The sequence below is a fragment of the Pseudidiomarina piscicola genome, assembly GCF_902806985.1.
In the GTDB taxonomy this organism is placed as follows: Bacteria; Pseudomonadota; Gammaproteobacteria; order Enterobacterales; family Alteromonadaceae; genus Pseudidiomarina; species Pseudidiomarina piscicola.
Genome location: NZ_CADCXY010000006.1, coordinates 34,188 through 57,082, shown reverse-complemented (window position 1 = coordinate 57,082; position 22,895 = coordinate 34,188). Strand labels below are relative to the sequence as shown.

The following is a 22,895-nucleotide window of genomic DNA, read 5'->3' as shown; positions in this document are numbered from 1 at the left end:
GGGCAACTCGCTTTACACTCTGCTGATAACTTATTTTTCGTTAACTCGCCCGTTAACGTCTCCGTTCGTTACCAAAGAGAACTTAATCTATGAAACGCTTATTTCTAAGCAGTGCCATAAGCATGGCGCTACTAGCTGGTTGCAGCAGCCCCATGAACGCTCCTAGCGACGCCAATACCGTTGCCGAACAGCAAGCCCAAGCCGCATCATCGGTCATTACATCACCGAACGACGAACGGGCCTATAAGACCATTGTCTTACCGAATCAACTTGAAGTCATGTTGATTTCCGACCCAAGTACCGAGAAATCTGCAGCCGCACTGAGTGTGGGTGTTGGTTTGCTTCATGATCCGATGTCGCAGCAGGGCATGGCTCACTACTTAGAACATATGTTGTTTTTAGGCACTGAACGGTATCCCGATACCAAAGGTTACTCAGCATTTATGACCGCTAACGGCGGCAGTCAAAATGCCTCAACCTGGCTGGATATCACCAAATACATGTTCAGTGTTAACAACGACGCCGTCGACGAGGCACTCGATCGCTTTTCTGACTTCTTCAAAGCCCCTATGCTTTACCCAGAGTACACGGACAAAGAGAAGAATGCGGTGAATGCCGAATGGTCGATGCGCCGAGAAATGGACTATTTTGGTCAATTCAAACTGGCGCGCAATCTACTTGGTGACCACCCAGCCAACCGTTTCTTGATAGGCAACCTTGATTCGCTAGGTGATAAGGAAGGCAGCAGCTTGCATGCTGAAACGGTCGCGTTTTATGAGCGTTTCTACTCGGCAAACATCATGAAAGTTGCGTTGCTTGGTAACCAGTCACTCGCGGAGCTTGAGCGCCTTGCCGTAAAACACTTTAGCGCAATCGAAAACGCCCAAATTGCGGAGCCAAACGTCAGCGCGACCATTGATTTCTCTGAGGTAGGTGGCAAGCGTATCCACTATGTGCCTAATCAAGATATCAAACAATTGCGGCTAGAGTTTATTATTGATGATAATAGCGACGCGTACGCGGTGAAGCCGAACCGCTTTATTACTTATTTGCTGGGTTCAGAAATGCCTGGAGCACCGGCCTATGAACTGAAAGAGTTAGGCCTTGTTTCGAGCCTTAACGCTTCAGCAAGCCCAACCTATTATGGTAATTACGGTGTTTTGCAAATTGACGTGAACCTGACCGATACGGGCCTTGAGCATCGCGAGCAAATTACATCGTTACTGATGAGCTATATTGAGCTCATCAAAAACCAAGGTGTCGATGAAAAATATTACAGCGAGATTAAAACCAGTCTTACCAATCAGTTCCGCTTCTTAGAAAAGTCTGACGAGTTTGGTTATGTGTCTAGCCTCTCTGAAGCAATGCAAAATGTACCTGCCGAAATGGCCATCGCGGCACCATTCCACTACCAAGAGTTTGACGCACAAGCCATTCATAATGTGCTGGATCAACTCACACCTGAGCGCCTGCGTGTTTGGTATGTCAGTAAACAGGAGCCGCACGATAGCGAGCTGCACTATTACGACGGTAAATACCAAGTCGTCGATATTTCTGCAGCTGAACAAGCTGCTTGGCAACAGCCGCCCATGGTTGATTTAGCCTTGCCGGCGGTCAACCGGATGCTGCCAGAAGACTTCGCGATTGTTGCGAGCCAGCAACGCGAAAAACCAGAAGTGGTTATTGAAAACGATCAGGTCAGCGTATGGCATTACCCCAGCGAAGCGTTTTCGCAACAGCCGCGTGGATTATTGAATATTCACATGAACAGCGCTGAACCCTTAACCTCAGCTAAAGCCGATGTGCTGTTAGCTTTATGGCGCGACCTATACAGTTTGCAACAGAGCGCACTCGCCACCGAGGCGGGCATTGCCGGTATGCAACTGTCACTCTCTGCAGGAACAGGCCTAACGTTAAGGATTGGCGGTTTTACCGATAAGCAGCCGGTATTGCTTGAGCAGGCATTAGCAGGGTTACTCATTGATGTAGAGCCGCAGGCATTTAATCAAGCTGTTGACCGCTATGTTCGCGCACTCAATAATCAAGGCAAGCAATTTCCGTTTTATCAAGCCTTTGGGGCTTACAATAAACTTATTCGCGAAGGCAATTACGCGACCGATACGTTGATTGAAACTGCACAGTCGCTTAGCGCCACCGATTTGCAGGTGTTCATGAACGAGTTCATCGCTAAGCATCAGCTGCGTATCTTCGCTTTTGGTAATTACAACAAAGCTGCGTTAGAAAATGTTGTCACCACCTTAGCGGATGCGCTTCCTGAAAAAGCTACAGCCAGCGATTACCATCGCGCAGCGTTCTGGCAGCCTGAAGCAAACAAGCACTTGGTTTGGCAACAAGATATCGATGTCGCAGATGTCGGCTTGATTGACGTACATATGAACCTGACGCCCGGTTATGCGACCTATGCCGCCGCCACCGTGCTAAGGGGGCACTTTAGTAATGTAGCCTTCGACCGCTTACGCACCGAAGAGCAACTTGCTTATGCTGTGGGCGGAACCGCGACACGGTTAGAGGATTACACTGGCTTTGCCATGTATATTCAAACACCAGTTAAAGACGTTGCAGCAATGCAGGAGCGCTTTGAGCAGTTTAAAACGGAGTACGCGAACGAACTTGAGCAGCTAAGTGAAGAAGAGTTCCAGCAGCTGAAAACCAGTACTTTGGTAACTCTAAAAGAGCCACCTAAGAACCTTCAAGAAGAACTTGGCCCTCTGCTGGCCGACTGGTATCGCGAAGACTATGACTTCAACAGTCAACAACAGTTAATTGACGCTGTCGAACAAGTCACCTTAGCTGATGTTAAGGCCTTCTATAGCGAAACCATGCTGAACTCAGCGGCACCGCGGATCAGTGTACAGATGCGTGGCACGAAGTTTGCTGAACAACCATTTGCAAACTTTGATTCACAAACATTGGTCGAGCAGTTTGATGCTTTTCACCAAGAAATGAAAAAGCAGTAGCGAGACATTCTCAACCACTGCTTTCAATCAAGCACGCTGCCCAGCAGCGTGCTTTTTTTTGCTCTTCAATCGATATGACTAGCTTCTTTACTCTTTGTTGGCTGGCGTACTGGCTTCGCTTCCATCGTCGGCTGCTGACGCATTACCGGCTGACTTGGCTTCGGCTCAAATCGCGGCTGCTGACGCATTACCGGCTGACTTGGCTTTCGCTCAAACCGCGGCTGCTGACGCATCACCGGCTCACTTGGCTTCGGCTCAAACCGCGGCTGCTGACGCATTACCGGCTGACTTGGCTTTCGCTCAAACCGCGGCTGCTGACGCATCACCGGCTCACTTGGCTTCGGCTCAAACCGCGGCTGCTGACGCATCACCGGCTCACTTGGCTTCGGCTCAAACCGCGGCTGCTGACGCATCACCGGCTCACTTGGCTTCGGCTCAAACCGCGGCTGCTGACGCATTACCGGCTCCACCGGTTTTTGCTCATAAAATGGCTGTTGACGCATGACAGGTGTGGTTGGTTTTTGTTCCACCTCACCCGGCTTAGCTGCGACACGACCACCTTCGCCAACCCGACGCATGCGCGGCTGCGCTTCGGCTTCTAGTAAACGTCGACGCACTTCAACCTGCGGTGGGCGCGTGTCTTTTACCGGCGCTCCGACCACACGACCCGGCGACTCTTTACCTATACGCGGTGGCGGGTTTTGCACCAGCTCGCGATGTCGATAGTCTACATTGCGGCGATGGCGAGGATCATGACGCCATCGGTCGCCATCATTTGGCGTGGGCCGATAATCGCGACGGTCACGACGATGATCACGGCGGTCACGATTATGATAATGGTGGTGATGCACAACGACATAACGGTTGGGCCAGTAGAAATCGCTAAAGAAATACCACTGTGGTACATGATACGAGAACGACCAGCGGATACCGCTACCAAGTGAGACAGACAAACCTGGATAGCCCCAGTACACCGGTGGTGTTCTATGCCACCATGGCCCATAAACATAACGTGCATCATAAACGGGGACGTAAACGTATTCACGGCGCACTGTTTCAATACGAATAGTGCGTTCTTGGCGCGCCACCGTTACGGTTTCATCACTGCGTAAATTACCGGCGATATAGGCTTTATCACGGAGCACCTGGATACTGGCTAATACGTCTTCTTGTTGCGCTATGAATGCTTCGCCCACGGCTTGGGTCCATTCGAGGTTTTCACTCATCTGCTTGAGTACGTCAGGCGTCGCAACCAGTGCTTTAACGCTGGGATCCCAGCTTTCGTTATCAGCCTGCTCAAGGGCTTGTTGCGCTGATAAGTGATCGTTTCGACGGGTCCACCGCTCGGCTTGAACAACCTCTAACGGGTAAGTAGCAGCTATTAGAATATGTGACAGCAGGCTATCAGGGTATAACGCCACTGGCGCTAGCATGCGATCTAAGTCAGCTTGGCTGTAAACACCGTTGGTGGTGCTAACCGAGTAACTTTCCGACTCGGCATGTGCGGTGGTTATCGCGGTGCAACCGACCGACGTCGCAAGTGCCAGCGATAACACACTAAATTTAAAAAACGGCGCTTTGGCCATGCTTAGTTTGAACATGAGATCACCTCCGTTTGGCGAATCATTTCGCCTACTCGTTAGAGTATAGACGCTGGAAACCGTTCATTAGTGACACTGTGCGGATAAAAAAACACCGCCTCAATGGGCGGTGTTTCAATAAACCACTAATTTTATTAGTGAATACCTAGTTCTTTCAATAAATTATCAGCGCCATCGACGTGTTCCATTTGCCAAAGCATGAAACGACTATCGACCTGAATTGAGCGCGTATTATCAATATTGAAATCCCAGTCCGAGATAATCGAATCAAGCGTTCCATCAAAGGCTAAGCCAACAAGTTCGGCTTTACCATTAAGTACCGCGGAACCAGAGTTACCGCCGGTAATATCTAATGTCGCTAAGTAGTTGACTGGTACAGAATTCAAGCTTGCTACCGCATAATCACCGTAGTCTTGGTTCTTGATTGCTTCAAGCTGGGCGGCCGGTGCATTAAACTCGCCTTCACCTGTGGCTTTCTCTTGGATGCCTCGTAACGTAGTAAACGCAGTCCACGCGGTACCGTCGTAGGTGCCATGATCGCGACCTGTCACGGTGCCGTAAGTGACACGCAAGGTACTATTTGCGTCTGGGTAAACCGCTTCGCCCTGTTCACGCATAAAGGCGATTTTGGCACGCATATAATTTGCATAAGCCGCTTGAATTTTACCCGATAACTCTTCAGCTTCATCTTGCTGAGCTTGCTGTTCGGGGTAAATTGCTACCGCTGCTTTAACAAAAACATCGTCCTGACTCGCAAACTCGCTTGGTGTTGCAGCCAACAACTGATTACGCACCGTGAGCTCAGTCAGGTTCGTTTGCGCATACCAACTTGCAATCAAACCACGTAATTCCGCATCCGACATTTTCGCTTTAAGGCCTAATGCTGCATCGAAGTCTTCATCGCGCTGAGCTTGCGGAACTTGCAGGTAGTTTTTTAGATTATAAAAATCTAACGCCATTTCCACGCTAGCGTCAAAGCTGCGTTCAAACCCTGCGACATAGGCTTCATAACGCGGAAAATCACGTTCTTGATAGCCCGCTTCACGCTCGGCATCAGGCTTACTACGCTCCTGGCTGAGCTTATATAAAACCGCTGCAAGCCCCATCAAACGCGGGGTTGCCAGTGAGCGATAGTAACCTTCACGACTTTCAGCATGGCGCTCGGCAAGTAGTTTTTCAATCGCTTTTAAGTCATCCGCATAAGCCGCACCATTATCGGCACTCGCGTTAACCCACTTGGTCAATGCAGCATGCTCGGCCTGCTTGCGCTCTAGTAAGTCAGAGTTGGCAAAACTGTCTAACATTCCTTGACGGTTTTTCAGGTAGTTGTTCAGACCGGCCACACGGCTGGCATATTTTAGTTCTGCATCTTTGTTGTCTGCGGTTTGCTCGGCAATAATTGCCAAATTTTCTTGGAAACGTTGAACGGTATTTGGGTAGCTCCATTCAAAGGTATTTTCGACTTCACTCGGCAACCGGTGACGGTTGGTGCGGCCCGGATACCCAAGCGCCATTACAAAATCACCTTCGTTTAACGCATCACTAGCAATCGTTAAATGATGCTCAGGTTGATAAGGCACATTCTCTTCAGCAAACGCAGCTGACTCGCCTTCGGGGCTCACGTACGCGCGGTAAAAAGAATAGTCTCCGGTATGGCGTGGCCACATCCAGTTGTCCGTATCACCCCCAAATTTACCTACCCCTTCGGCTGGTGCATGCACGAGTCGTACATCTTTGATTTCGAGTTGCTTAATTAAATAATATTCCAAACCACCGTAAAAAGACGAGACAGAACAGCGGTGACCAGGATCTTGCTCACACTCGGCAACGATCGTTTTATAGTTCTCTTCAATCGCATCTACACGAGCTTTACCGGTAAGTTGAGATGTTTCAGCATCAACGACTTGGGTGGTGACATTTTCGACGGCCTTGGTGACATAAATACGTGACCCTGGCGCCGCAGCCACTTCATCTTCCATCGACGCAGCTAAGAAGCCATTCGCTAATAGGTCGTTTTCTGGCGTCGAGTTGTAGGCAATGCTGTTATAAACACAGTGATGATTGGTCACTACTAAGCCTTTGGGCGATACGAACGACGCCGAACATCCGCCCAAGCTAACGACTGCTCCCATCGGGAATTCGGTTAACTTTGTCAGGTCGTTTGGATCAAGCTCTAACCCAGCAGCTTTTAACTTACTGGCGATTTCTGGTAGCTGTTGCGGCATCCACATGCCTTCATCTGCGATGGCGGCAGAGCTCATGCTCACAAGAGCCAATGCAAGGAGTGACTTTTTCATTCTGTTTCTCATTGTTTTTAGGTAAAAATTAAGGTGTTTTTAATCAGTCTATAATTGCTTTTGTCAGCCGCAAAGTCAATCGCCACTTGTGGTTAGCCGATAGACTTCTCCAACAAAAAAAGCGCCGGCCAATCGGCCGGCGCTTTCAGTTCTTACCGTTCGAGCGAATTAAACCCGACGACGGACTAAACCTAAGAACAACGCACCTAAACCTAGCCAAATAGGGAACGAACCACTGGTGGTTGCGTGATCTAAGTTAGGAACTTCGTCTGTAGGTGGCGCTGAACCACCGTCATCGACGTCCGGATCGCCACCGTCGTTATCGCCGGTATCGCCTTGCTCAGTGGTCATGGCAACCACAACTGGGTCGTGGTCTGAACTACGATACGGGTCGTCGTTGTAGTAGTTCGCCATATTCACTTCACTCTTAAACTCGGTGTTGTAATCGAATACTTTTGGCTCATCTGAGTTGATGTTCCAGTTCGCAGTCGCCACAACTTTTTCAGTCAAGCTGGCAGAACCAAACGCATGATCAAGAGAGCCCGACAGGCCTTGATAAACATAAGTATGATTTTCCGCACCCAGCTCAGCCATCTGCAAATCAGTGTAGCCACCATCAACTAAAGCCTGGATAGGGTCTTCCATACCGTATGCGTTAAAGTCACCGATTAAGATAACATCGTCGACAGCGCGTCCAGTTGGATTGTTAGCAACCCACGCCATGAGTGTTTCTGCTGCTTCCACCCGTGTTGCGTTCCAGCAACCTTGGCCGTCACCATTATCTTGGTCACCTTCGGCAGCACTATTACTACAACCACCTTTAGAACGGAAATGATTCACCACTACGGTAACTTCGTCTTCGTTGGCAATATCATGGAAGGTTTGCGCAATCGGCGGACGGCTACCAAAGTCAAAGGGGACATCCGTGGTAAATACCGCTGTGCCTGTTTCTGCCACACGATCGGTACGATAAATGAGCGCGTTGGTGATTGCATCACCACCGATGTAGGAAGCATCACCAAAGCTTACAAATGCCCATTCAACATCGCTTTGTGCATTCACTTCAGCAACCAATTGAGCAATGGCACTGTTGTCACCAAAGCCGTCATTTTCGATCTCATTTAAGCCAATAATGTCGGCGTTCATGCTCGTGATTGCAGCAACTAACTTCGCCAACTGACGGTCGTACTCAGCTACGCTATCTGCGCCGCGCTCGGTTGGGAAGCCTTCACCTTGGCCATCGCCATTAAAAAAGTTTTCAACGTTGAACGAAGCAATTCGGAGATCGCCTTCGGCGGCCAATTCCGGCGCATCAGTACGCGGGTTGGTATCAACGTACTGCAGTTCAGCGGTAGGCAGTAAGCGATACTCACTGAATGAGTAGTTAATGATTCCGGTAGGGTTGGTGATCTCGGTGCCTAATCGTAGCGAGTTCATTGCGCTCAAACCACCGGCTGGGAACGGAACATCTTCCGCGTTTGTAACACTACGAGCATCGTCGATTGAAAAACCATTCAAGCGCACGTTAACGTTGTTGTTTTCAACCGGTGCGGCAACTTGTGTCGGCACATACAGACGTTCATGTGCAACCCAGAAATCACCATATTGACCAAGTGAGTCGGTATTAGTCACAATCACAGGGTGGCTAACACTTACCAACATACCCTCAATCGCTTCAAACTCATTCATTGATTCAACGGGGACACTGAACGATGCGGGCGTGACGCTCGCTCCCGAAGCACAGACTGAGATATTGGTGATATTACTGACTTGGGTTGAATCATAGTACTCTGCAACACTACCAGCGAGACGAACTGTGTCACCAGCAGCTACTGCGGTGTCTTGATGATAAACAAAGATACCCTCAGAAGTTGTCGCGTCACCGTCTTGGTCCGCATCTTCCTCTTGCAAGAAGAAACCATTTAACGGACGTTCACCGTCTAAGTAGACACCCGTGACAACCGCTTCGATAACCACTTCAGAGTCAACCATTGGACTCGACAAGCCACTACCTTGTACCGCAGAAATCAAGGTCGCTGAATCGCCACAAGCACCAAATTCTGGAGCAGGCTCTGGTTCAGGTTCAGGCTGGCTTTCACCGTAACCTAAGTGCATACCTAAATTACTAATGTCATCGATATCGAAGCCGTTGAATTCATCACCCGGTGCATACGCATCACTTGGGTCGGTGTCGCCGGCTGTAATAGTGTCTTTGCGACGAATGGTTTGGTCTTTCATGGACACACCACCAGACGCCCAAACCTCATCAACACCTACTTGCCCCATAGAGTCGACAACGGTGTCACCGTTTTTCAATACCAGCGCATCGTTACCGTTGTAATAGAGGTTACCGGTTTTGTCTGCGATCGCTTGGATCTCGGCATTCGCTGACGGATGGGCGATAACATAAATGCCATTGGCCGGCAGAGTTCCCGCTAACGGAACAGTGTTGCCTGCTTCAGTGCCGCCGTTTGAATAAATTTCAAGGGCATAGGTACTGAGGTTAATTTCAGTACTACCTGCGTTATAAAATTCAACAGCCTTGTTGTTGCTGCTACCTTCAATGTATTCAGAAATAATAATATCTGCATTTGCAGCGCCACTGGCAAGTAGTGCTGAAACTGCGAGTGCTAAATTATGGCGTTTCATAGTCCATTCTCTTATTGTTGTGTAATCCAATCAATTTGCATGGCTAACTATAGCGTAATTCATGTGACAACTTAATGACTTTTTTACGACATGGGTCAAACACAATGAATCATGGTTATATCATTGATATAAAATCCTTTTTTGATGTGCAATCTGATACAGATAGGTGCCGGGCACAGATAGATCTTCGGATTGGGCCTCCGCATGTCGTTCCGTTACTTCGTTACGCCAGAGAAAGTAAATTAACCTTGCTCAGTGCTACCAAAGCCACCACTGAAGTCCATCTTGAAGATTTACGTGAAAGGATTATTGAAGCATTACAGCTAGAGGATGCACAAGCGTGCGACGGTGAGTTACAATCGCCTGTCTGTTTCGCTACAGAACCCACAGTGCCAACGACCAGCGATGAGGATAACTAATGACGGATGATTTTATCGAGGTCTATGACAACGCATTAAGTGCTGACTTTTGTAAGCAATTCATGCAAACCTTCGACGCCAGCCCTCACCTGCAGGCCGGACGCACCGGGGGTGGTGTTGATACCAGCAAAAAGCTAAGTACCGACCTGTACTTAAATCAACACCCCGAGTACCAACGTCAGCTCGACATTATTACTGAAACCACACAGCGCTATGCGCTCGAGTATTTCAAAAAATATCGCTTCGCACTCATCGCTCCGGTAGCACTGCAGGTACGTCACCCTACAACCGGACAGCCGGTGACTTTGACCAACGACAACTTTGACGAAGTTGCTGCCGGCAATGAAGCCGCCTTCATGCAATTGCTCTACCGCTTAGGTCAAATTCAAGCGCAAAAGTACGAACGGGGCAAGGGCAACTACAACTATTGGCACTGTGAGGTTTTTCCCGAACAAAACAGCGTTGAAGCTTTGCATCGTAGTTTACTCTTTATGTACTATCTTAATGATGTAGACGAAGGCGGAAGTACTGACTTTTATTATCAAAAACGTAGTATTAAGCCACAGCAAGGGCGAATGGTGATTGCACCTGGCTATTTTACCCATACCCATCGCGGCACCATTCCCGTTTCGAATGATAAGTACATTTTAACCAGCTGGATCCTGATGAACTCGGGACAGCAACTCTTCGGTCGCTAACGCCACCAAAGCCATTAACGCGACAACTTTTTTCGCGCCAGGAGAATGATTCCATGAAGAATCCGCTGTATATTCCCTATGCAGGCCCAAATTTATTAGAAACCCCCTTGCTGAATAAGGGCAATGCTTTCACCCGTGAAGAACGCGCCATGTTCAACCTAACAGGGCTACTGCCGCCGCGTTACGAAACCATAGAAGAGCAAGTTCAACGCTGCTACATGCAGTATTCAAGCTTTGACACAGCACTGAATAAACACATCTACCTAAGAGCCATTCAAGACAACAACGAAACACTTTTTTATCGTTTGCTACAAGATAACTTAGAAGAGATGATGCCCATCATCTACACCCCAACGGTGGGCGATGCCTGTGAACAGTTTTCCGATATCTATCGCAGCTCGCGCGGCCTCTTTGTGTCTTACGAAGAGCGTGATCAAATCGATGATATTTTGCGCAACGCGACCAAGCGTAAGGTGAAAGTAATCGTGGTGACCGACGGCGAGCGTATTCTTGGCTTAGGCGACCAAGGCATTGGCGGCATGGGTATTCCAATCGGTAAGTTGAGCCTTTATACCGCCTGCGGCGGCATTAGCCCAGCTTATACTCTGCCTGTTTGTTTAGATGTCGGAACCAATAACGAAAAGTTATTGAACGATCCAATGTACATGGGCGCGCGGCACAAGCGTATTGACCAAGAAAGCTACGACGCCTTTATTGAAAAATTCATGCTGGCAGTGCGACGCCGGTGGCCTGAAGCCATGATCCAATTTGAAGACTTCGCGCAACCAAATGCAATGCCGATTTTGCAGAAGTATCGCGACGATTTTTGCTGCTTCAACGACGACATTCAGGGCACTGCTGCGGTTACCGTTGGTACCTTGCTTGCTGCGTGTAAAGCAAAAGGTGTTCAACTCAAAGACCAACGCGTAGCTTTTGTCGGTGCCGGCTCTGCGGGATGCGGTATTGCTGAACAAGTTATTGCGCAAATGGTCGCCGAAGGGTTAAGTGATGCCGAAGCACGTCAGCGCATCTATATGGTTGACCGCTTTGGATTGCTTACCGAGGGTATGGAAGGGTTAAGAGACTTTCAGACAGCTCTCATACAGCCGCAAGCGCAATTGAAAGATTGGCAGCACAGTGGCAACTACCCGTCGTTGCTAGACGTTATGCATTGCGCCAAACCGACGGTTTTGATTGGTGTGTCTGGTCAGCCCGGTCTCTTTACCGAACAGGTGATTCGAGCAATGCACAGTTATACGGCCCAACCCATCATTTTCCCGCTGTCGAATCCGTCACGACAAATTGAAGCGCACCCGGCGCATGTCATCGAATGGACCGAGGGCAATGCCATTGTCGCAACCGGAAGCCCTTATGAACCGATTAAGTTTAACGGCAACGAGTATCCTATTGCGCAGTGCAACAATAGCTATATATTCCCCGGAATAGGTTTAGGTGTACTGGCCGTTAAATCACGAGTCATTTCTGACGCTATGTTAATCGCCGCAAGTAACACGCTTGCCGAAGCGTCGCCTCGCGCCAGCGATGTCAATGCGCCGTTATTACCGCCATTAACCGACATTGGTGAGCTCAGCAAACGTATCGCCTTCGCGGTTGGTAAAGTTGCACAAGACGAAGGAAACGCACTCGAGATCAGCGATGACACGCTCACTCAGCGTATTAATGCTCATTTTTGGTCACCTGAATACCGCCACTATAAACGCATTAGCATTTAACTTTGCTTAACTGGAGAAGTACGCAAATTCCTTGTATGTTGAGCATATGCTCAATAAGGAGTTTGCGTCATGCGCTGTCAGTTGTGCTTATACCAACTTTTGAAGTGGCTTACGTTTGCGTTGTTCGTGCTGGGCGTGAGTCCGAGTATTGCCGCGCAACAAAGCGAGCAGGATGACTCTGAAGAGCTGCTCGAAGACATTCGCTCGGGCTTACAAACCACTGTCGGTTCAACCGCCGCTTGGTTAGACTCCTTTTTTACTGAATCCATCGACCCTGCCGATTACAACAACGCCAAAGGTAGCCTAACGGTTCGCCCAGAATGGGACGAATATGGAGGCTTTAAAATCGACTCTAGCTTTCGCGCAAAAGTTATTTTACCGCACGCCGAACGAAAAATTTCGGCAATTATCGGACGTGGCGACTTTGACGATTTTATCAACGACCAGCAGACAACTCGGCCCACCGTTATCCAACGTAGCGAAGCGGATGAAGAATGGATGATAGGCTTAGGATTCGACCCCGTTGTTCATGCAAATCATAGCTTATCGTTTGGGGCCGGCTTTCGTGGTGGTCTTAAGCTAGATCCGTACGTTCGCAGCCGCTACCGTTACGAAGGAATTATCAATGAACGCAGCGAGATCCACCTACAAACCGTCGGATTTTGGCGTGATAGTGATGGTTTTGGTGTCGCACAAACCATTGAGCACGACTTCGCCCTAAGCGAACGTTGGTTTAATAAGTTCTGGGTTCGTGGCACCGTCGCCGAACGAACCCAGGGGTTACGCTGGCATGCCTCGGAGAAGCTTTACTATATCTATCATCATGAACGCGCTATCGGCGCCGAGTTATGGTGGTACGGTGAAACAAGTCACGATGTGCCAATGCAAGACTATGGCTTACGCGCTTTGCATCGCTCTCGCCTACTAAAAGACTGGTTCTACCTTGAAACTTGGGTTGGCCTTCATTGGCCTCGTGAAACCCAAGCCGAACGCCGACAACCACGTTGGTTAGTGGGCCTCGAGCTTGAATTACAGTTTGGTAGCTAACTCACCACCATTGAAGCGCCGCGCCAATACTGCGTAAGCCTAAACCAATAGCCACCAGCACCACGACAGCCGCCAGCAGGTTTTGTTTTAGCGAATTACGATAGTTACCCATCATTTTGTGGTTACAGGCCCAAACTAAAAATAACGCCATAATCGGTAACAATAAGCCATTCGCAACCTGTGCAAACCAAATAACGCTGACGGGCTTTAGACCCAGCGACGCAATACAAACACCGATACCGATAATTGCCAGCCAAGTTAGGCGAAACGGCAAACTACGTAAGTCACCACCGTAACCAAGAATACCGCTCAGTGCATAAGCTGAGGCTAACGGGGCCGTAAGAGACGACGATAAGCCGGCCGCAAACAGACCGATGGCCATTAACCATGTGGCACCATCACCGGCCAGTGGTCGCAATGACTCGCTTAAGTCGGCAGCTCCTTCGAGGCTCACCGCCTGACCAAAAAATGCCGCCGCCGCAGTAGACACAATCGCAATTGAAATTAAGCCGCCCAACGGAATCGATACCAGCAAATCGCCACGAGCTTGCGGCAACTGCTCGGCACTTTGCCATTTCTGAGCTGAACTAGCGGCATGCAAGAATAGGTTATAGGGCACCACCGTGGTGCCAATCAAAGCGACCACCGTCAGTAATGATCCCACAGGTAAGCTCGGCACCAACATACCTCTAAAGAACGCCGACCAATCGGGCTGCGCAATTAAAAAGGTCGCGACAAAGGCTAGGCTCATAATCAACACCAAACCAATCAACACCCGCTCTAATAAACGATAACTACCATTCCATAACAGCCCCGCCGCTAGCATTCCTAACACCAAGGGTAACCAAGCAGCATGTTCACCAATAACACCTGCCATACCAAGGCTTGCACCGCTTAAGTTTCCTCCTTGGTAGACACTATTACCGATCACCACTGCACCTAGCACAAGCGCAATAGAGAACCATTTTATAAAAGGGTTTTGCAACTGAGAACGGATCGCCTCACCTAACCCCTGTTGGGTTACCACCCCCAACCGCGCGGCCATTTCTTGCAAAATCATGGTGGCAATAACTGAGAAAACCAAAGCCCACAGCAATGCATAACCGAAGTTGGCGCCCGCGAGGCTTGCGGTCACTACAGTTCCTGGACCAATAAAGGCTGCCGCGACAAGGGTCGCAGGACCAAAGCTAAGATTTTTAAGCTTACTAAACATAAGTGTTACTCTCTGGCTATCACTGGCTGGGTGTGCTAAATCAATACCATGAACACAATTTATCAAGCAAGTATCGAAACTCAATTAGGCACGGTCACTATCGATAGCGACGGTGAAGCAATCACGCGTGTGGCGTTCGGCCAACCTAACTTGAACACTGCCCGCGAATGCAACGTGTTGAATGAAGCGGTACAGCAGCTTAGCGACTACTTCGCCGGCCATCGTGAGCACTTTAAACTACCGTTACGGCCGCAAGGCACAGAATTTCAACGTAAAGTTTGGCGAAGCTTAGAAGCCATCCCCTATGGCAAATTGGTAAGCTATGGCGACATTGCCAACACTATCGGTAATCCTAAAGGAGTGCGAGCCGTGGGAATGGCAAACAGCAAGAATCCCATTGGCATCATCATTCCCTGCCATCGTGTCATCGGCGTTAATAGAACCTTAACAGGCTATGCTGGGGGCTTGGATAAAAAAGAAAAGTTATTACGGTTGGAGGGATGTTGGCCACCACAGTTTGCTATGAACTTCGGTAATAGCGATACATGAGAGCTGCTTGCTCGGCCACTTTGGTTCTAAGCTCCGTTGGCGCTAAAACCTCAACTTGCCCTCCGTAACTTAGCAACCACACGATCAACTCATCGGTTAGTTCCGCCTGCGCCGTGAGCCTTAAGCTATCGCCTTCGGTTCTAAGCTGCTGGCTATCGTTGAGTGGGAAGGCCTCAAGTTGCTCTTTTATCTCAGCCACACAACGTAATTCGATGGTAGCGGGGCCGGCCAATGCGGCATCGCGAGCTTCCGCAATACGTTGCATTTGAGTAGAGGAAATTAGCGGCAACAGTGGCGTGTCGGGCAACAGACTCCAGCCATAAGGCTTGCAGCGCTCATCAGTGGTCAACGGAAACACTTCAGAAAGCTCAACGAGGTTGCGCTGTATAGTGCGAATACTCACATCAACACCGTGTTCAGCAAGTCGCTCGCGTAAGGTGTTAACATCAATTTTTTGTGGCTGCTTTGGTACATGCCGCAGCATTAACAGGTAGCGTAAAACCGTTTGCATTACTGAACTCCCTTTCTTAATTCAGTTTCGGCTTTGTGAAAGACTATACTCCCAATGCGACATGCTATGTCGCAGCGTGTTAATTTTGTAAAATAGTCGCAAACTTACCCCCAGCTTGTCGAATTAATAAGCAAAAGTCTTCGTTCTGGCGTACAATCGACCCATAGATGATGTTTTACTCTGCACATGTATGAGCGATCAGGAGGTCCTATGAACCGTTTAATCACCCTATTAATTTTTGGTATCGCGCTGCTGATGCCGCTGGCTGCTTCAGCGCAAAGCCAAAACGCTACCCAAGGCCAACAGCAAGCTGAAGATTCCAAAGACAAAGCCGAACAGCGTAAAGAAGATCTGCGCGCGAAGATGAAAGCTGAACACGAAGCAATGAAAGCTGAGCGCGAAGCACAAAGGGCGGCATTGAAATCGAACACTGAAGATAAAGAGAAAGACACCAAAGATAAGGACAAAAAGAAAAAAGATAACGGCGATAATGGCGATAACGGAAATAACCGCTAGCCCTCGACCGGCTTTTTAATAACCACACTTATTTTCAGTTTTCTTCTCACAATTCAAAAATTTTTTCTTGTGTGCCGTGATATATTCTGTCTTACTGTTTATAGCCTTTGTTATCATGGTATTTACCGGTATTTGAATTGCTTAGAGAGGAAATTTTGGCCAACTGCCAGCCTGCTATCGTTATACCCGCATATAATCCAGATCATCGTCTTACGCAATTGGTGCAAACTCTGCGCGAGCAAACCACGAATGATCAGCAAATTGTTGTCGTAAACGATGGCAGTGACTCGCGCTCGCTATTTACCGAACTTCAAGCGCTCCCTAACGTCGAGGTTTTGCACCATGAGCACAACCAAGGCAAAGGTGCGGCATTAAAAAGTGGGTTTAGTTGGATACAAAAACATGTTGGCCCACAGTGCGGTGCCATTACCGCAGACGCTGACGGTCAACATTTACCGAAAGATATTCTTGCCCTCGCACAAGCTTTCATCACAGAGCCTGAAGCTTTATGGTTAGGCTGCCGTGACTTTAGCGCCAAAGATATTCCGTTTCGCTCATGGTTTGGCAACACGTTTGCCCGTTATACCTTTCGTTTGGGGTTGCGAATCAACATTCCAGACACGCAAACCGGTTTGCGGGGCGTACCTGCGTCACTGTTACCTGAGTTAATCGACACACCAAGCAATAGGTACGAGTTTGAACTCGACATGCTGATCATTGCCAAGCGCAACCAATTAGATTTTCGCAATAAAAGCATCACCACTGTGTACGAAAAGGGCAACAAAAGTAGCCACTTTAAGCCCTTACAAGACTCAATTAAAATCTACAGTAAGTTTTTAAAGTTCTCAGGTGTCGGCATTGCATCCGCGGGGCTCGACTATGGCTTATTTGCACTAATTTATGGCTTCACCGGAGAAATACTGGCAGCCATCGCAGTCGCTCGGCTTTGCTCCGGTGTTTTTAATTTCAGTATGAACCGGCAGTGGGTGTTCGGTCGTGGCGGTTCTTTAGCCCGCGATGCCACCCACTATAGCTTGCTCGCAGCGACGCTCGTAGGTATTAACTACCTACTGACCAAAGGCTTACTCCTGCTCGGCGTCTCACCTTTTATCGGCAAACCTGGCGCGGAAGTGATTGTTTTCTTGCTCAGCTACCGACTACAAAAGAAGCTGGTTTTTCATGATAAGAACCCTGCTTGAGATGCATTATCTTGCGTTTATAAGACATATTTATGATGCACCTTTAAAGGGTTTCTTTGTTTTTCTACAACTTTTTTTTATCGCTCAACATTAGTCATTTTATCGCGCCACACTAACTGTTTGACGCGTTTTGGAATGGCAGCCCCTTGACTATACAACCCCTGCAAAGCCCTAGATATCGTGCTTTCCTTATACAACTTTCATTTCCTTATGCCTTTACTCCGGAAAAAAAACTTCTATTGTAAGAGTTGTATAAACAAGTTATTCGAGTACACTCGGAAACGCAATTCGGAAACGAATACATAAACTATAACTATGATAAATATGCAGGGTGACAAGATGAAGAAATTACTACTCTCCACCGTCGCAATTGGTGTTTCAGCAAGCTTTTTGGGCGCTCCATCAGCGTTCGCGCAATCAGGTGAAGCTGAAGCCGAAGCGGCAGCAGAGCGAATTACCGTAACCGGCTCGCGCATTAAACGCGCCGAAGCCGAAAGCGCTGCACCAGTTCAGGTTTTTACGGCTGAAGATATTGAAGTTTCAGGTATGACTTCAGTCTCTATGATTCTTCAAAAAATGTCGGCTTCTGCTGGCTTTGCTGGTAACCAAAGTAATGCGTATTGGACCGGCAATGGCTACGGTACAGCTCAGGTTAACCTTCGAGGCTTAGGTATAAATCGTACCTTGGTATTGCTTAACGGTCGTCGTATCGTGAATGGCGGTACCGGTGCCAACAGCTCTGTTGACTTGAACATGATTCCCGTTGAAATGATTCAACGCATGGAAGTTTTGAAAGACGGCGCTTCAGCCATTTACGGTGCCGATGCGGTCGCGGGCGTGGTTAATATCATCACCAAAAAAAGCTTCGACGGTTTCACCATTGAAGGTCGTGTTGGCTCAACAGACGAAGGCGAAGGACAAGATCGCAGCGTCAATATGATCATCGGCACGAGCAGCGACAAAGGCCGCATCATGGCAACTGTCGGCTATCGCTCTTCTGATGAAATTAACATGGCCGACCAGGCTGGCTGTGCATTGGCTGAAAGTACTCCAGGTCAACTCGACTGCTTCGGTAGCTCAAGCACCATTGGTGGACGTGCGACGATCTTATCTGGGCCCAACGCAGGCGACCGTATCAACTTTAACCAAGACCCTAACGGGGATGGTGACTCTTACGAAAGCTATGATAGCGCTAAGCATAACTTTGCATTTTTCCCCTATCTAAATGCCGTTAACCCAATTACCAACTGGAACGTGTCAGCCTTTGCTGATTATCAACTCTCTGCTGATACTACGGTATTTACCGAATTTCTTTTTAATAACCGTACTTCCGAGCAGCTTGCCACCCCTGGCACCGTGCGCGGTATTGAATTTGCCGCTGACCACCCGACCAATCCAACTGGTGAGGCCATTCGTTTAGACGGTCGCCGCTTACTGGAAGGTGGACCACGTATATTCTTCCAAGACGTCAACACCTTCCGTACAGTTGTTGGCGCAAGTGGTTTTATTGGTGACGGCTGGAACTGGGAAGTCGCTTACAATTACGGTCGCAATACCGCCATTGATGGTATGACGAACATTGTGAACATGCAGCGACTTGGTCAAGGGCTAGACGCCGATACTTGTGGTTCTAATGGTATCCCATGTATTGACCTGCTTGGCTACGGCGATCTGTCGCAAGAAGCGCTGGACCACATCATGTTCCGCACCACTGATAATGGCGGCAACGAGCAACGTTCACTTACGGCAAACATTACCGGGGACCTGTTTGATCTCCCTGCAGGCTGGGTCCCGGTAGCGTTTGGCGTAGAACACCGGAAAGAAAAAGGCTGGCGTCATCCTGACTCCTCAATCGCTGCAGGCATTATGAACACCAACCAAGCCGACCCGATTGAAGGTAGCTATACCGTTAACGAAGTGTACGCCGAAACATCTTTACCAATCCTTGCTGACGAAGACTTCGCAAAATCTCTAAGCCTAGATTTAGCCTATCGTTACAGCGACTATGATACCTTCGGAAGCGATGGTAACTACAAAGCGAGCCTTCACTGGCAGGTGTCTGATGCTTTAAAATTACGTGCAACGAAATCAACCGCATTCCGTATTCCTAACATTCCGGAGCTATTCGGTGGCGTGGCGGAAGGTAACTTAACCACCACAGATCCATGTGATGGATGGGACCAACCAGGTGCAAACCCTACTGTTGCGGCAAACTGCCAAGCCGACGGCTTACCTGCGGGTTATACGCAATTCGGCGCAACCGTGCTGACCACAGTGGGCGGTAACCCAGACTTAAAACCTGAAGATGCAGATACTTTCACCGCTGGTGTGGTTTGGGATGTCAACTTCGTTGAGAACCTGCAACTGACAGTCGACTATTACAATATCGATATTGAGAACGCCATCCAGCGCATTCCAGGATCGACCAAGCTTTCGGTTTGCTACAACTCTGACAACCTATCGCATCAGTTCTGTAGTGCCGAACACTTTACCCGTGACTCACTCACCGGTGACATTAACTATTTGTCAGCACAACCGACAAACGCAGCAACAGAAAATGTCTCTGGTATTGATGCCGCATTATTCTATAAAACGGAAATTGCGGGTTGGGCAAGCGACTTTAGCTGGAACGTAAGCTATCTGGACGAGTACACTTTCGCACCATTTGCTGGAGCTGCTGAAATCGAGTACGCCGGCTACATTACTGGCGGTCGCGGTAGCTACACTAACTGGCGCTCTAATGCCAACGCGACCTTTGCGCGTGACGACTGGCGTGTTCACTACAGCGTGCAATATATCGGTGGTGCAGATGACATCAATGCCTCACCTGGTGATATCGGCGACCAAGCACCAAGCGTGTTCTATCATAATGTGCAAGGTACGTACTTCATGAACACGAACCTCAGTGTTACAGCGGGCGTCAATAACCTGCTCGACAAGGAACCGCCGTTCATTCAGAGCTGGACTGATGCAAATACTGACACCATGACCTACGATCTGCTGGGTCGTCAGTTGTATCTAAAAGTTCGTTATAGTTTCTGATAGTCTGCACTACTGCTGCCGCTCACCCACCGAGCGGCAGCTTTTTCAAATTAATTCCGAGGTAAGACATGGCGCAACATCAGCGTTCCAGTCAATGGCGAATATGGCACCGCTGGCTGTCATTAATTTTCGGCGTACAAATGGTTATTTGGACCATCAGTGGCGCCTACATGGTGTTTTTCCAGCTCGATTTTATCCATGGTGACCATCTGGTCCAGGATATTTCAGCTCCAGTTCCCGCAGGTACCAACGCAGCCCCCTTAACCGAGGTATTGCAACAGTATCCGCACAGTCAAACTATTGCGCTTGAAACACGTTGGCTTGACCAACAGTTAACCGCTGTCTATAAGCTTGATGGCCACCAAGGCCAAGCGCTCATTAACGCGGAAACCTTAGTCCCCATCACCCTACAAGAGTCTCATATTCGCGAGCTAGCAAATCGCTACTATGCGCTTGAAGAGCCGACGATTGAGTCAGTCGTTTATCTGACAGACAATCCGCCAACGGAGCTGAACCCGGCTTTGTTGCCGATTTGGCAGGTGAATTACGATGACTTCGGCAACACTAGTCTGTATTTATCTGAAACTACTGGTGAAATGCTCGTTAAGCGACACACTTTCTGGCGTGGCTTTGATATTGTCTGGATGACTCACATCATGGACTATAGCGAACGGGTCGATATCGAAACCTGGTGGCTCAAAGCCTTTATTATTGGCACCTTCATTCTGATGATTACCGGCGCCGTACTCTTGGTTTACACCATTAGTTTTAAAAAGAAAAAGCCCGGAGGTGAGCAATGATGCGCTTTATGCAATGGTTGCACCGTTGGGTGAGCCTCATTTTGGTCGTACAGGTGCTGTTATGGTTGTCCAGTGGTTTATTTTTTGCCTTTACCGGACACCACGGTATGTCTGGGCATCAGTACCTAGAGCATCAACACCCTGCTATGTTGACCGACACCGAAACCACCGTCGGCATCGAAACGGTTTACGCCAACTATCCGCAAGCCAAATCCATTGAGCTTGCCAGTGTGATGGGGGTTGGGCAATACATTGTCACGCTCGCAGATAAAACCCTCTATTTAGACGCAACATCAGGCCAAGTTTGGCGCACTGATGCCACATTAGCGCAAGAGATTGCCCTTGCAAGCTACAGTGGGCCCGGCTCTTTCGAAAGCATCGCGGCAGTCACCGGCAGTGACGAAGTGGTCGGTTGGGATGCCAAAGGCTTTCGCGTCGATATGGCGGACGACCTTAACACCCGTATCTATGTCGATGCAGCCTCCGGACAGGTCGTAGAGCATCGCAACACACCCTGGACCATCGCTGATTGGGCCTTCAAGCTTCACTTTATGGATTACAGTGGCGAGCGAAGCTTTAACCACTTGCTGATATGGAGTGCGGGGCTATTAGCGCTATGGTTTTCGTTGTCAGGTTTGATTTTGCTCGGGCGTAATATTGCCCAAGGCGATTTTAACCCGCGCCGCAAGCCAACCTTACTTGAGCATTTGCAAAATACTCAGCAACCTGTCGCCAGCAGCTGCGGCGGTGGTGGAACCTGTGGTTTGTGCAAAGTAACCCTGCATGGCGATCAGTTGCCGCAGCCTACGGCCGCCGAGAAGGCCATGCTTAGCCCTGCGGAAATAAAGGCTGGCTTGAGGTTATCGTGCCAACATCGCGTCAACGACAGTGTGAAAGTCGAGTTACCCAATAACGACGTAGCTACGGTAGAGCTCACGTTAGCGGCCAAGCGCCAGTTGACGCCTTCCATTGTCGAACTAACTTTCTCAAGCGAGCGTGCCATTGACTACGCTGCTGGGCAATTCTTACAGTTCCGTATACCTCATCAAGAACAGGTATTGACGCGTCATTACTCGGTTGCAACGCGGCCAAACCCACAGCAGTTGGTGTTCACTGTGCGGCAAATGCCGTCGCCAAGCGAAGGCGTGCCTCCAGGTATCGGTTCAAGCTATCTCTGCCAATTAGCCATTGCTGATACGATTGAGGCCATTGGCCCATTCGGTGACTTCCTGCTAACTGATGCGAACGCGCGAACCCAATTGTTTATTGGCGGCGGCGCTGGTATTGCGCCACTTCGTGCCTTGTTGCAAACAGAGCAAACCGCTGAATCACCGCGTGACTGTGTGTTTTTCTACGGAGCGCGCCATCGCAGTGAGTTATGTTATCGCGATGAATTCGAGCAGCATACTGGAATCAATTACACCCCGGTTCTGTCTGAAGCTTCAGCGGAAGAGCAATGGCAGGGGGAGACAGGGTTTGTACACCAGGTCGTGGAGAAATGGTTGCAGTCGCAAAACGCTGCCAACCTCGATATTTACGTGTGTGGCCCGCCGCCTATGCTGAAGGCAACCATGGCTATGCTCGCGGCAGCAAAGGTACCTCGCGATCAAATCAGATTTGATGACTTTGGTATCTAACTAAAG

16 protein-coding genes are annotated in these 22,895 nt (G+C 49.1%); 11 read left to right on the top strand and 5 right to left on the bottom strand.

Annotated elements, in window-relative coordinates; genetic code table 11:
• The first annotated feature begins 89 nt into the window (after window positions 1-89).
• Window positions 90-2,978: an insulinase family protein gene (locus PSI9734_RS10465; RefSeq protein WP_173921099.1), complete on the top strand. Its 2,889-nt coding sequence runs from the start codon at window positions 90-92 to the stop codon at window positions 2,976-2,978.
• A gap of 65 nt (window positions 2,979-3,043) precedes the next feature.
• On the opposite strand, the gene PSI9734_RS10460 is transcribed toward PSI9734_RS10465, so the two are convergent.
• The 3 genes from PSI9734_RS10460 to PSI9734_RS10450 form a co-directional block, all read right to left on the bottom strand.
• Window positions 3,044-4,579, bottom strand: a complete 1,536-nt coding sequence (locus tag PSI9734_RS10460) for a DUF3300 domain-containing protein (RefSeq protein ID WP_173921098.1) — start codon at window positions 4,577-4,579, stop codon at window positions 3,044-3,046.
• A gap of 134 nt (window positions 4,580-4,713) precedes the next feature.
• Window positions 4,714-6,876: a S46 family peptidase gene (locus PSI9734_RS10455; protein WP_173921097.1), complete on the bottom strand. Its 2,163-nt coding sequence runs from the start codon at window positions 6,874-6,876 to the stop codon at window positions 4,714-4,716.
• A 168-nt stretch (window positions 6,877-7,044) separates the two neighbouring features.
• Window positions 7,045-9,525: an ExeM/NucH family extracellular endonuclease gene (locus PSI9734_RS10450; RefSeq protein WP_173921096.1), complete on the bottom strand. Its 2,481-nt coding sequence runs from the start codon at window positions 9,523-9,525 to the stop codon at window positions 7,045-7,047.
• Between the two features lie 104 nt (window positions 9,526-9,629).
• Here PSI9734_RS10450 and PSI9734_RS10445 point away from each other — a divergent pair, with 104 nt between their 5' ends.
• The 4 genes from PSI9734_RS10445 (at window position 9,630) to PSI9734_RS10430 (ending at window position 13,422) form a co-directional block, all read left to right on the top strand.
• On the top strand, window positions 9,630-9,944 hold the full coding sequence (locus PSI9734_RS10445; RefSeq protein ID WP_173921095.1) for a DUF488 family protein, N3 subclade: 315 nt from the start codon (window positions 9,630-9,632) through the stop codon (window positions 9,942-9,944).
• The gene (locus tag PSI9734_RS10440) at window positions 9,944-10,642 is read left to right on the top strand and encodes a 2OG-Fe(II) oxygenase (RefSeq protein ID WP_173921094.1); all 699 of its coding nucleotides are present in this window, start codon (window positions 9,944-9,946) and stop codon (window positions 10,640-10,642) included. Before PSI9734_RS10445 ends, PSI9734_RS10440 begins: the two co-directional genes overlap by 1 nt.
• A 53-nt stretch (window positions 10,643-10,695) precedes the next feature.
• The gene (locus tag PSI9734_RS10435; protein WP_173921093.1) at window positions 10,696-12,375 is read left to right on the top strand and encodes an NAD-dependent malic enzyme; all 1,680 of its coding nucleotides are present in this window, start codon (window positions 10,696-10,698) and stop codon (window positions 12,373-12,375) included.
• 69 nt (window positions 12,376-12,444) lie between these two features.
• The gene (locus tag PSI9734_RS10430) at window positions 12,445-13,422 is read left to right on the top strand and encodes a hypothetical protein (protein WP_173921092.1); all 978 of its coding nucleotides are present in this window, start codon (window positions 12,445-12,447) and stop codon (window positions 13,420-13,422) included.
• Between the two features lies 1 nt (window position 13,423).
• Here PSI9734_RS10430 and PSI9734_RS10425 read toward each other — a convergent pair whose 3' ends face one another.
• The gene (locus tag PSI9734_RS10425) at window positions 13,424-14,635 is read right to left on the bottom strand and encodes an Nramp family divalent metal transporter (RefSeq protein WP_173921091.1); all 1,212 of its coding nucleotides are present in this window, start codon (window positions 14,633-14,635) and stop codon (window positions 13,424-13,426) included.
• 48 nt (window positions 14,636-14,683) lie between these two features.
• Between PSI9734_RS10425 and PSI9734_RS10420 the strand changes: the two genes are divergently transcribed.
• Window positions 14,684-15,184, top strand: coding sequence for a methylated-DNA--[protein]-cysteine S-methyltransferase (locus PSI9734_RS10420; RefSeq protein ID WP_173921090.1), 501 nt, complete (start codon window positions 14,684-14,686; stop codon window positions 15,182-15,184).
• On the opposite strand, the gene PSI9734_RS10415 is transcribed toward PSI9734_RS10420, so the two are convergent.
• Window positions 15,156-15,695, bottom strand: coding sequence for a WYL domain-containing protein (locus tag PSI9734_RS10415; RefSeq protein WP_173921089.1), 540 nt, complete (start codon window positions 15,693-15,695; stop codon window positions 15,156-15,158). The genes PSI9734_RS10420 and PSI9734_RS10415 overlap by 29 nt on opposite strands.
• A 210-nt stretch (window positions 15,696-15,905) precedes the next feature.
• On the opposite strand from PSI9734_RS10415, the gene PSI9734_RS10410 reads away from it, so the two are divergent.
• The 5 genes from PSI9734_RS10410 (at window position 15,906) to PSI9734_RS10390 (ending at window position 22,889) form a co-directional block, all read left to right on the top strand.
• On the top strand, window positions 15,906-16,211 hold the full coding sequence (locus tag PSI9734_RS10410; RefSeq protein WP_173921088.1) for a hypothetical protein: 306 nt from the start codon (window positions 15,906-15,908) through the stop codon (window positions 16,209-16,211).
• Window positions 16,212-16,366: 155 nt separating this feature from the next.
• Window positions 16,367-17,410, top strand: coding sequence for a bifunctional glycosyltransferase family 2/GtrA family protein (locus PSI9734_RS10405; RefSeq protein ID WP_173921087.1), 1,044 nt, complete (start codon window positions 16,367-16,369; stop codon window positions 17,408-17,410).
• 339 nt (window positions 17,411-17,749) lie between these two features.
• A complete protein-coding gene (locus tag PSI9734_RS10400) occupies window positions 17,750-20,452 on the top strand; it encodes a TonB-dependent receptor (RefSeq protein ID WP_173921086.1) in 2,703 nt (900 codons plus the stop codon).
• Between the two features lie 68 nt (window positions 20,453-20,520).
• Window positions 20,521-21,252, top strand: a complete 732-nt coding sequence (locus PSI9734_RS10395) for a hypothetical protein (RefSeq protein ID WP_173921085.1) — start codon at window positions 20,521-20,523, stop codon at window positions 21,250-21,252.
• Entirely contained in the window at window positions 21,249-22,889 is a 1,641-nt protein-coding gene (locus tag PSI9734_RS10390) for a 2Fe-2S iron-sulfur cluster-binding protein (RefSeq protein WP_173921084.1), read from the top strand. The genes PSI9734_RS10395 and PSI9734_RS10390 overlap by 4 nt, the downstream gene beginning before the upstream one ends.
• Window positions 22,890-22,895: the final 6 nt, after the last annotated feature.

Coding starts and splice junctions, on each gene's coding strand:
- PSI9734_RS10465 (WP_173921099.1), top strand. CDS start 90: ATGAAACGCTTATTTCTAAGCAGTGCCATAAGCATGGCGCTACTAGCT.
- PSI9734_RS10460 (WP_173921098.1), bottom strand. CDS start 4,579: ATGTTCAAACTAAGCATGGCCAAAGCGCCGTTTTTTAAATTTAGTGTG.
- PSI9734_RS10455 (WP_173921097.1), bottom strand. CDS start 6,876: ATGAAAAAGTCACTCCTTGCATTGGCTCTTGTGAGCATGAGCTCTGCC.
- PSI9734_RS10450 (WP_173921096.1), bottom strand. CDS start 9,525: ATGAAACGCCATAATTTAGCACTCGCAGTTTCAGCACTACTTGCCAGT.
- PSI9734_RS10445 (WP_173921095.1), top strand. CDS start 9,630: ATGAATCATGGTTATATCATTGATATAAAATCCTTTTTTGATGTGCAA.
- PSI9734_RS10440 (WP_173921094.1), top strand. CDS start 9,944: ATGACGGATGATTTTATCGAGGTCTATGACAACGCATTAAGTGCTGAC.
- PSI9734_RS10435 (WP_173921093.1), top strand. CDS start 10,696: ATGAAGAATCCGCTGTATATTCCCTATGCAGGCCCAAATTTATTAGAA.
- PSI9734_RS10430 (WP_173921092.1), top strand. CDS start 12,445: ATGCGCTGTCAGTTGTGCTTATACCAACTTTTGAAGTGGCTTACGTTT.
- PSI9734_RS10425 (WP_173921091.1), bottom strand. CDS start 14,635: ATGTTTAGTAAGCTTAAAAATCTTAGCTTTGGTCCTGCGACCCTTGTC.
- PSI9734_RS10420 (WP_173921090.1), top strand. CDS start 14,684: ATGAACACAATTTATCAAGCAAGTATCGAAACTCAATTAGGCACGGTC.
- PSI9734_RS10415 (WP_173921089.1), bottom strand. CDS start 15,695: ATGCAAACGGTTTTACGCTACCTGTTAATGCTGCGGCATGTACCAAAG.
- PSI9734_RS10410 (WP_173921088.1), top strand. CDS start 15,906: ATGAACCGTTTAATCACCCTATTAATTTTTGGTATCGCGCTGCTGATG.
- PSI9734_RS10400 (WP_173921086.1), top strand. CDS start 17,750: ATGAAGAAATTACTACTCTCCACCGTCGCAATTGGTGTTTCAGCAAGC.
- PSI9734_RS10395 (WP_173921085.1), top strand. CDS start 20,521: ATGGCGCAACATCAGCGTTCCAGTCAATGGCGAATATGGCACCGCTGG.
- PSI9734_RS10390 (WP_173921084.1), top strand. CDS start 21,249: ATGATGCGCTTTATGCAATGGTTGCACCGTTGGGTGAGCCTCATTTTG.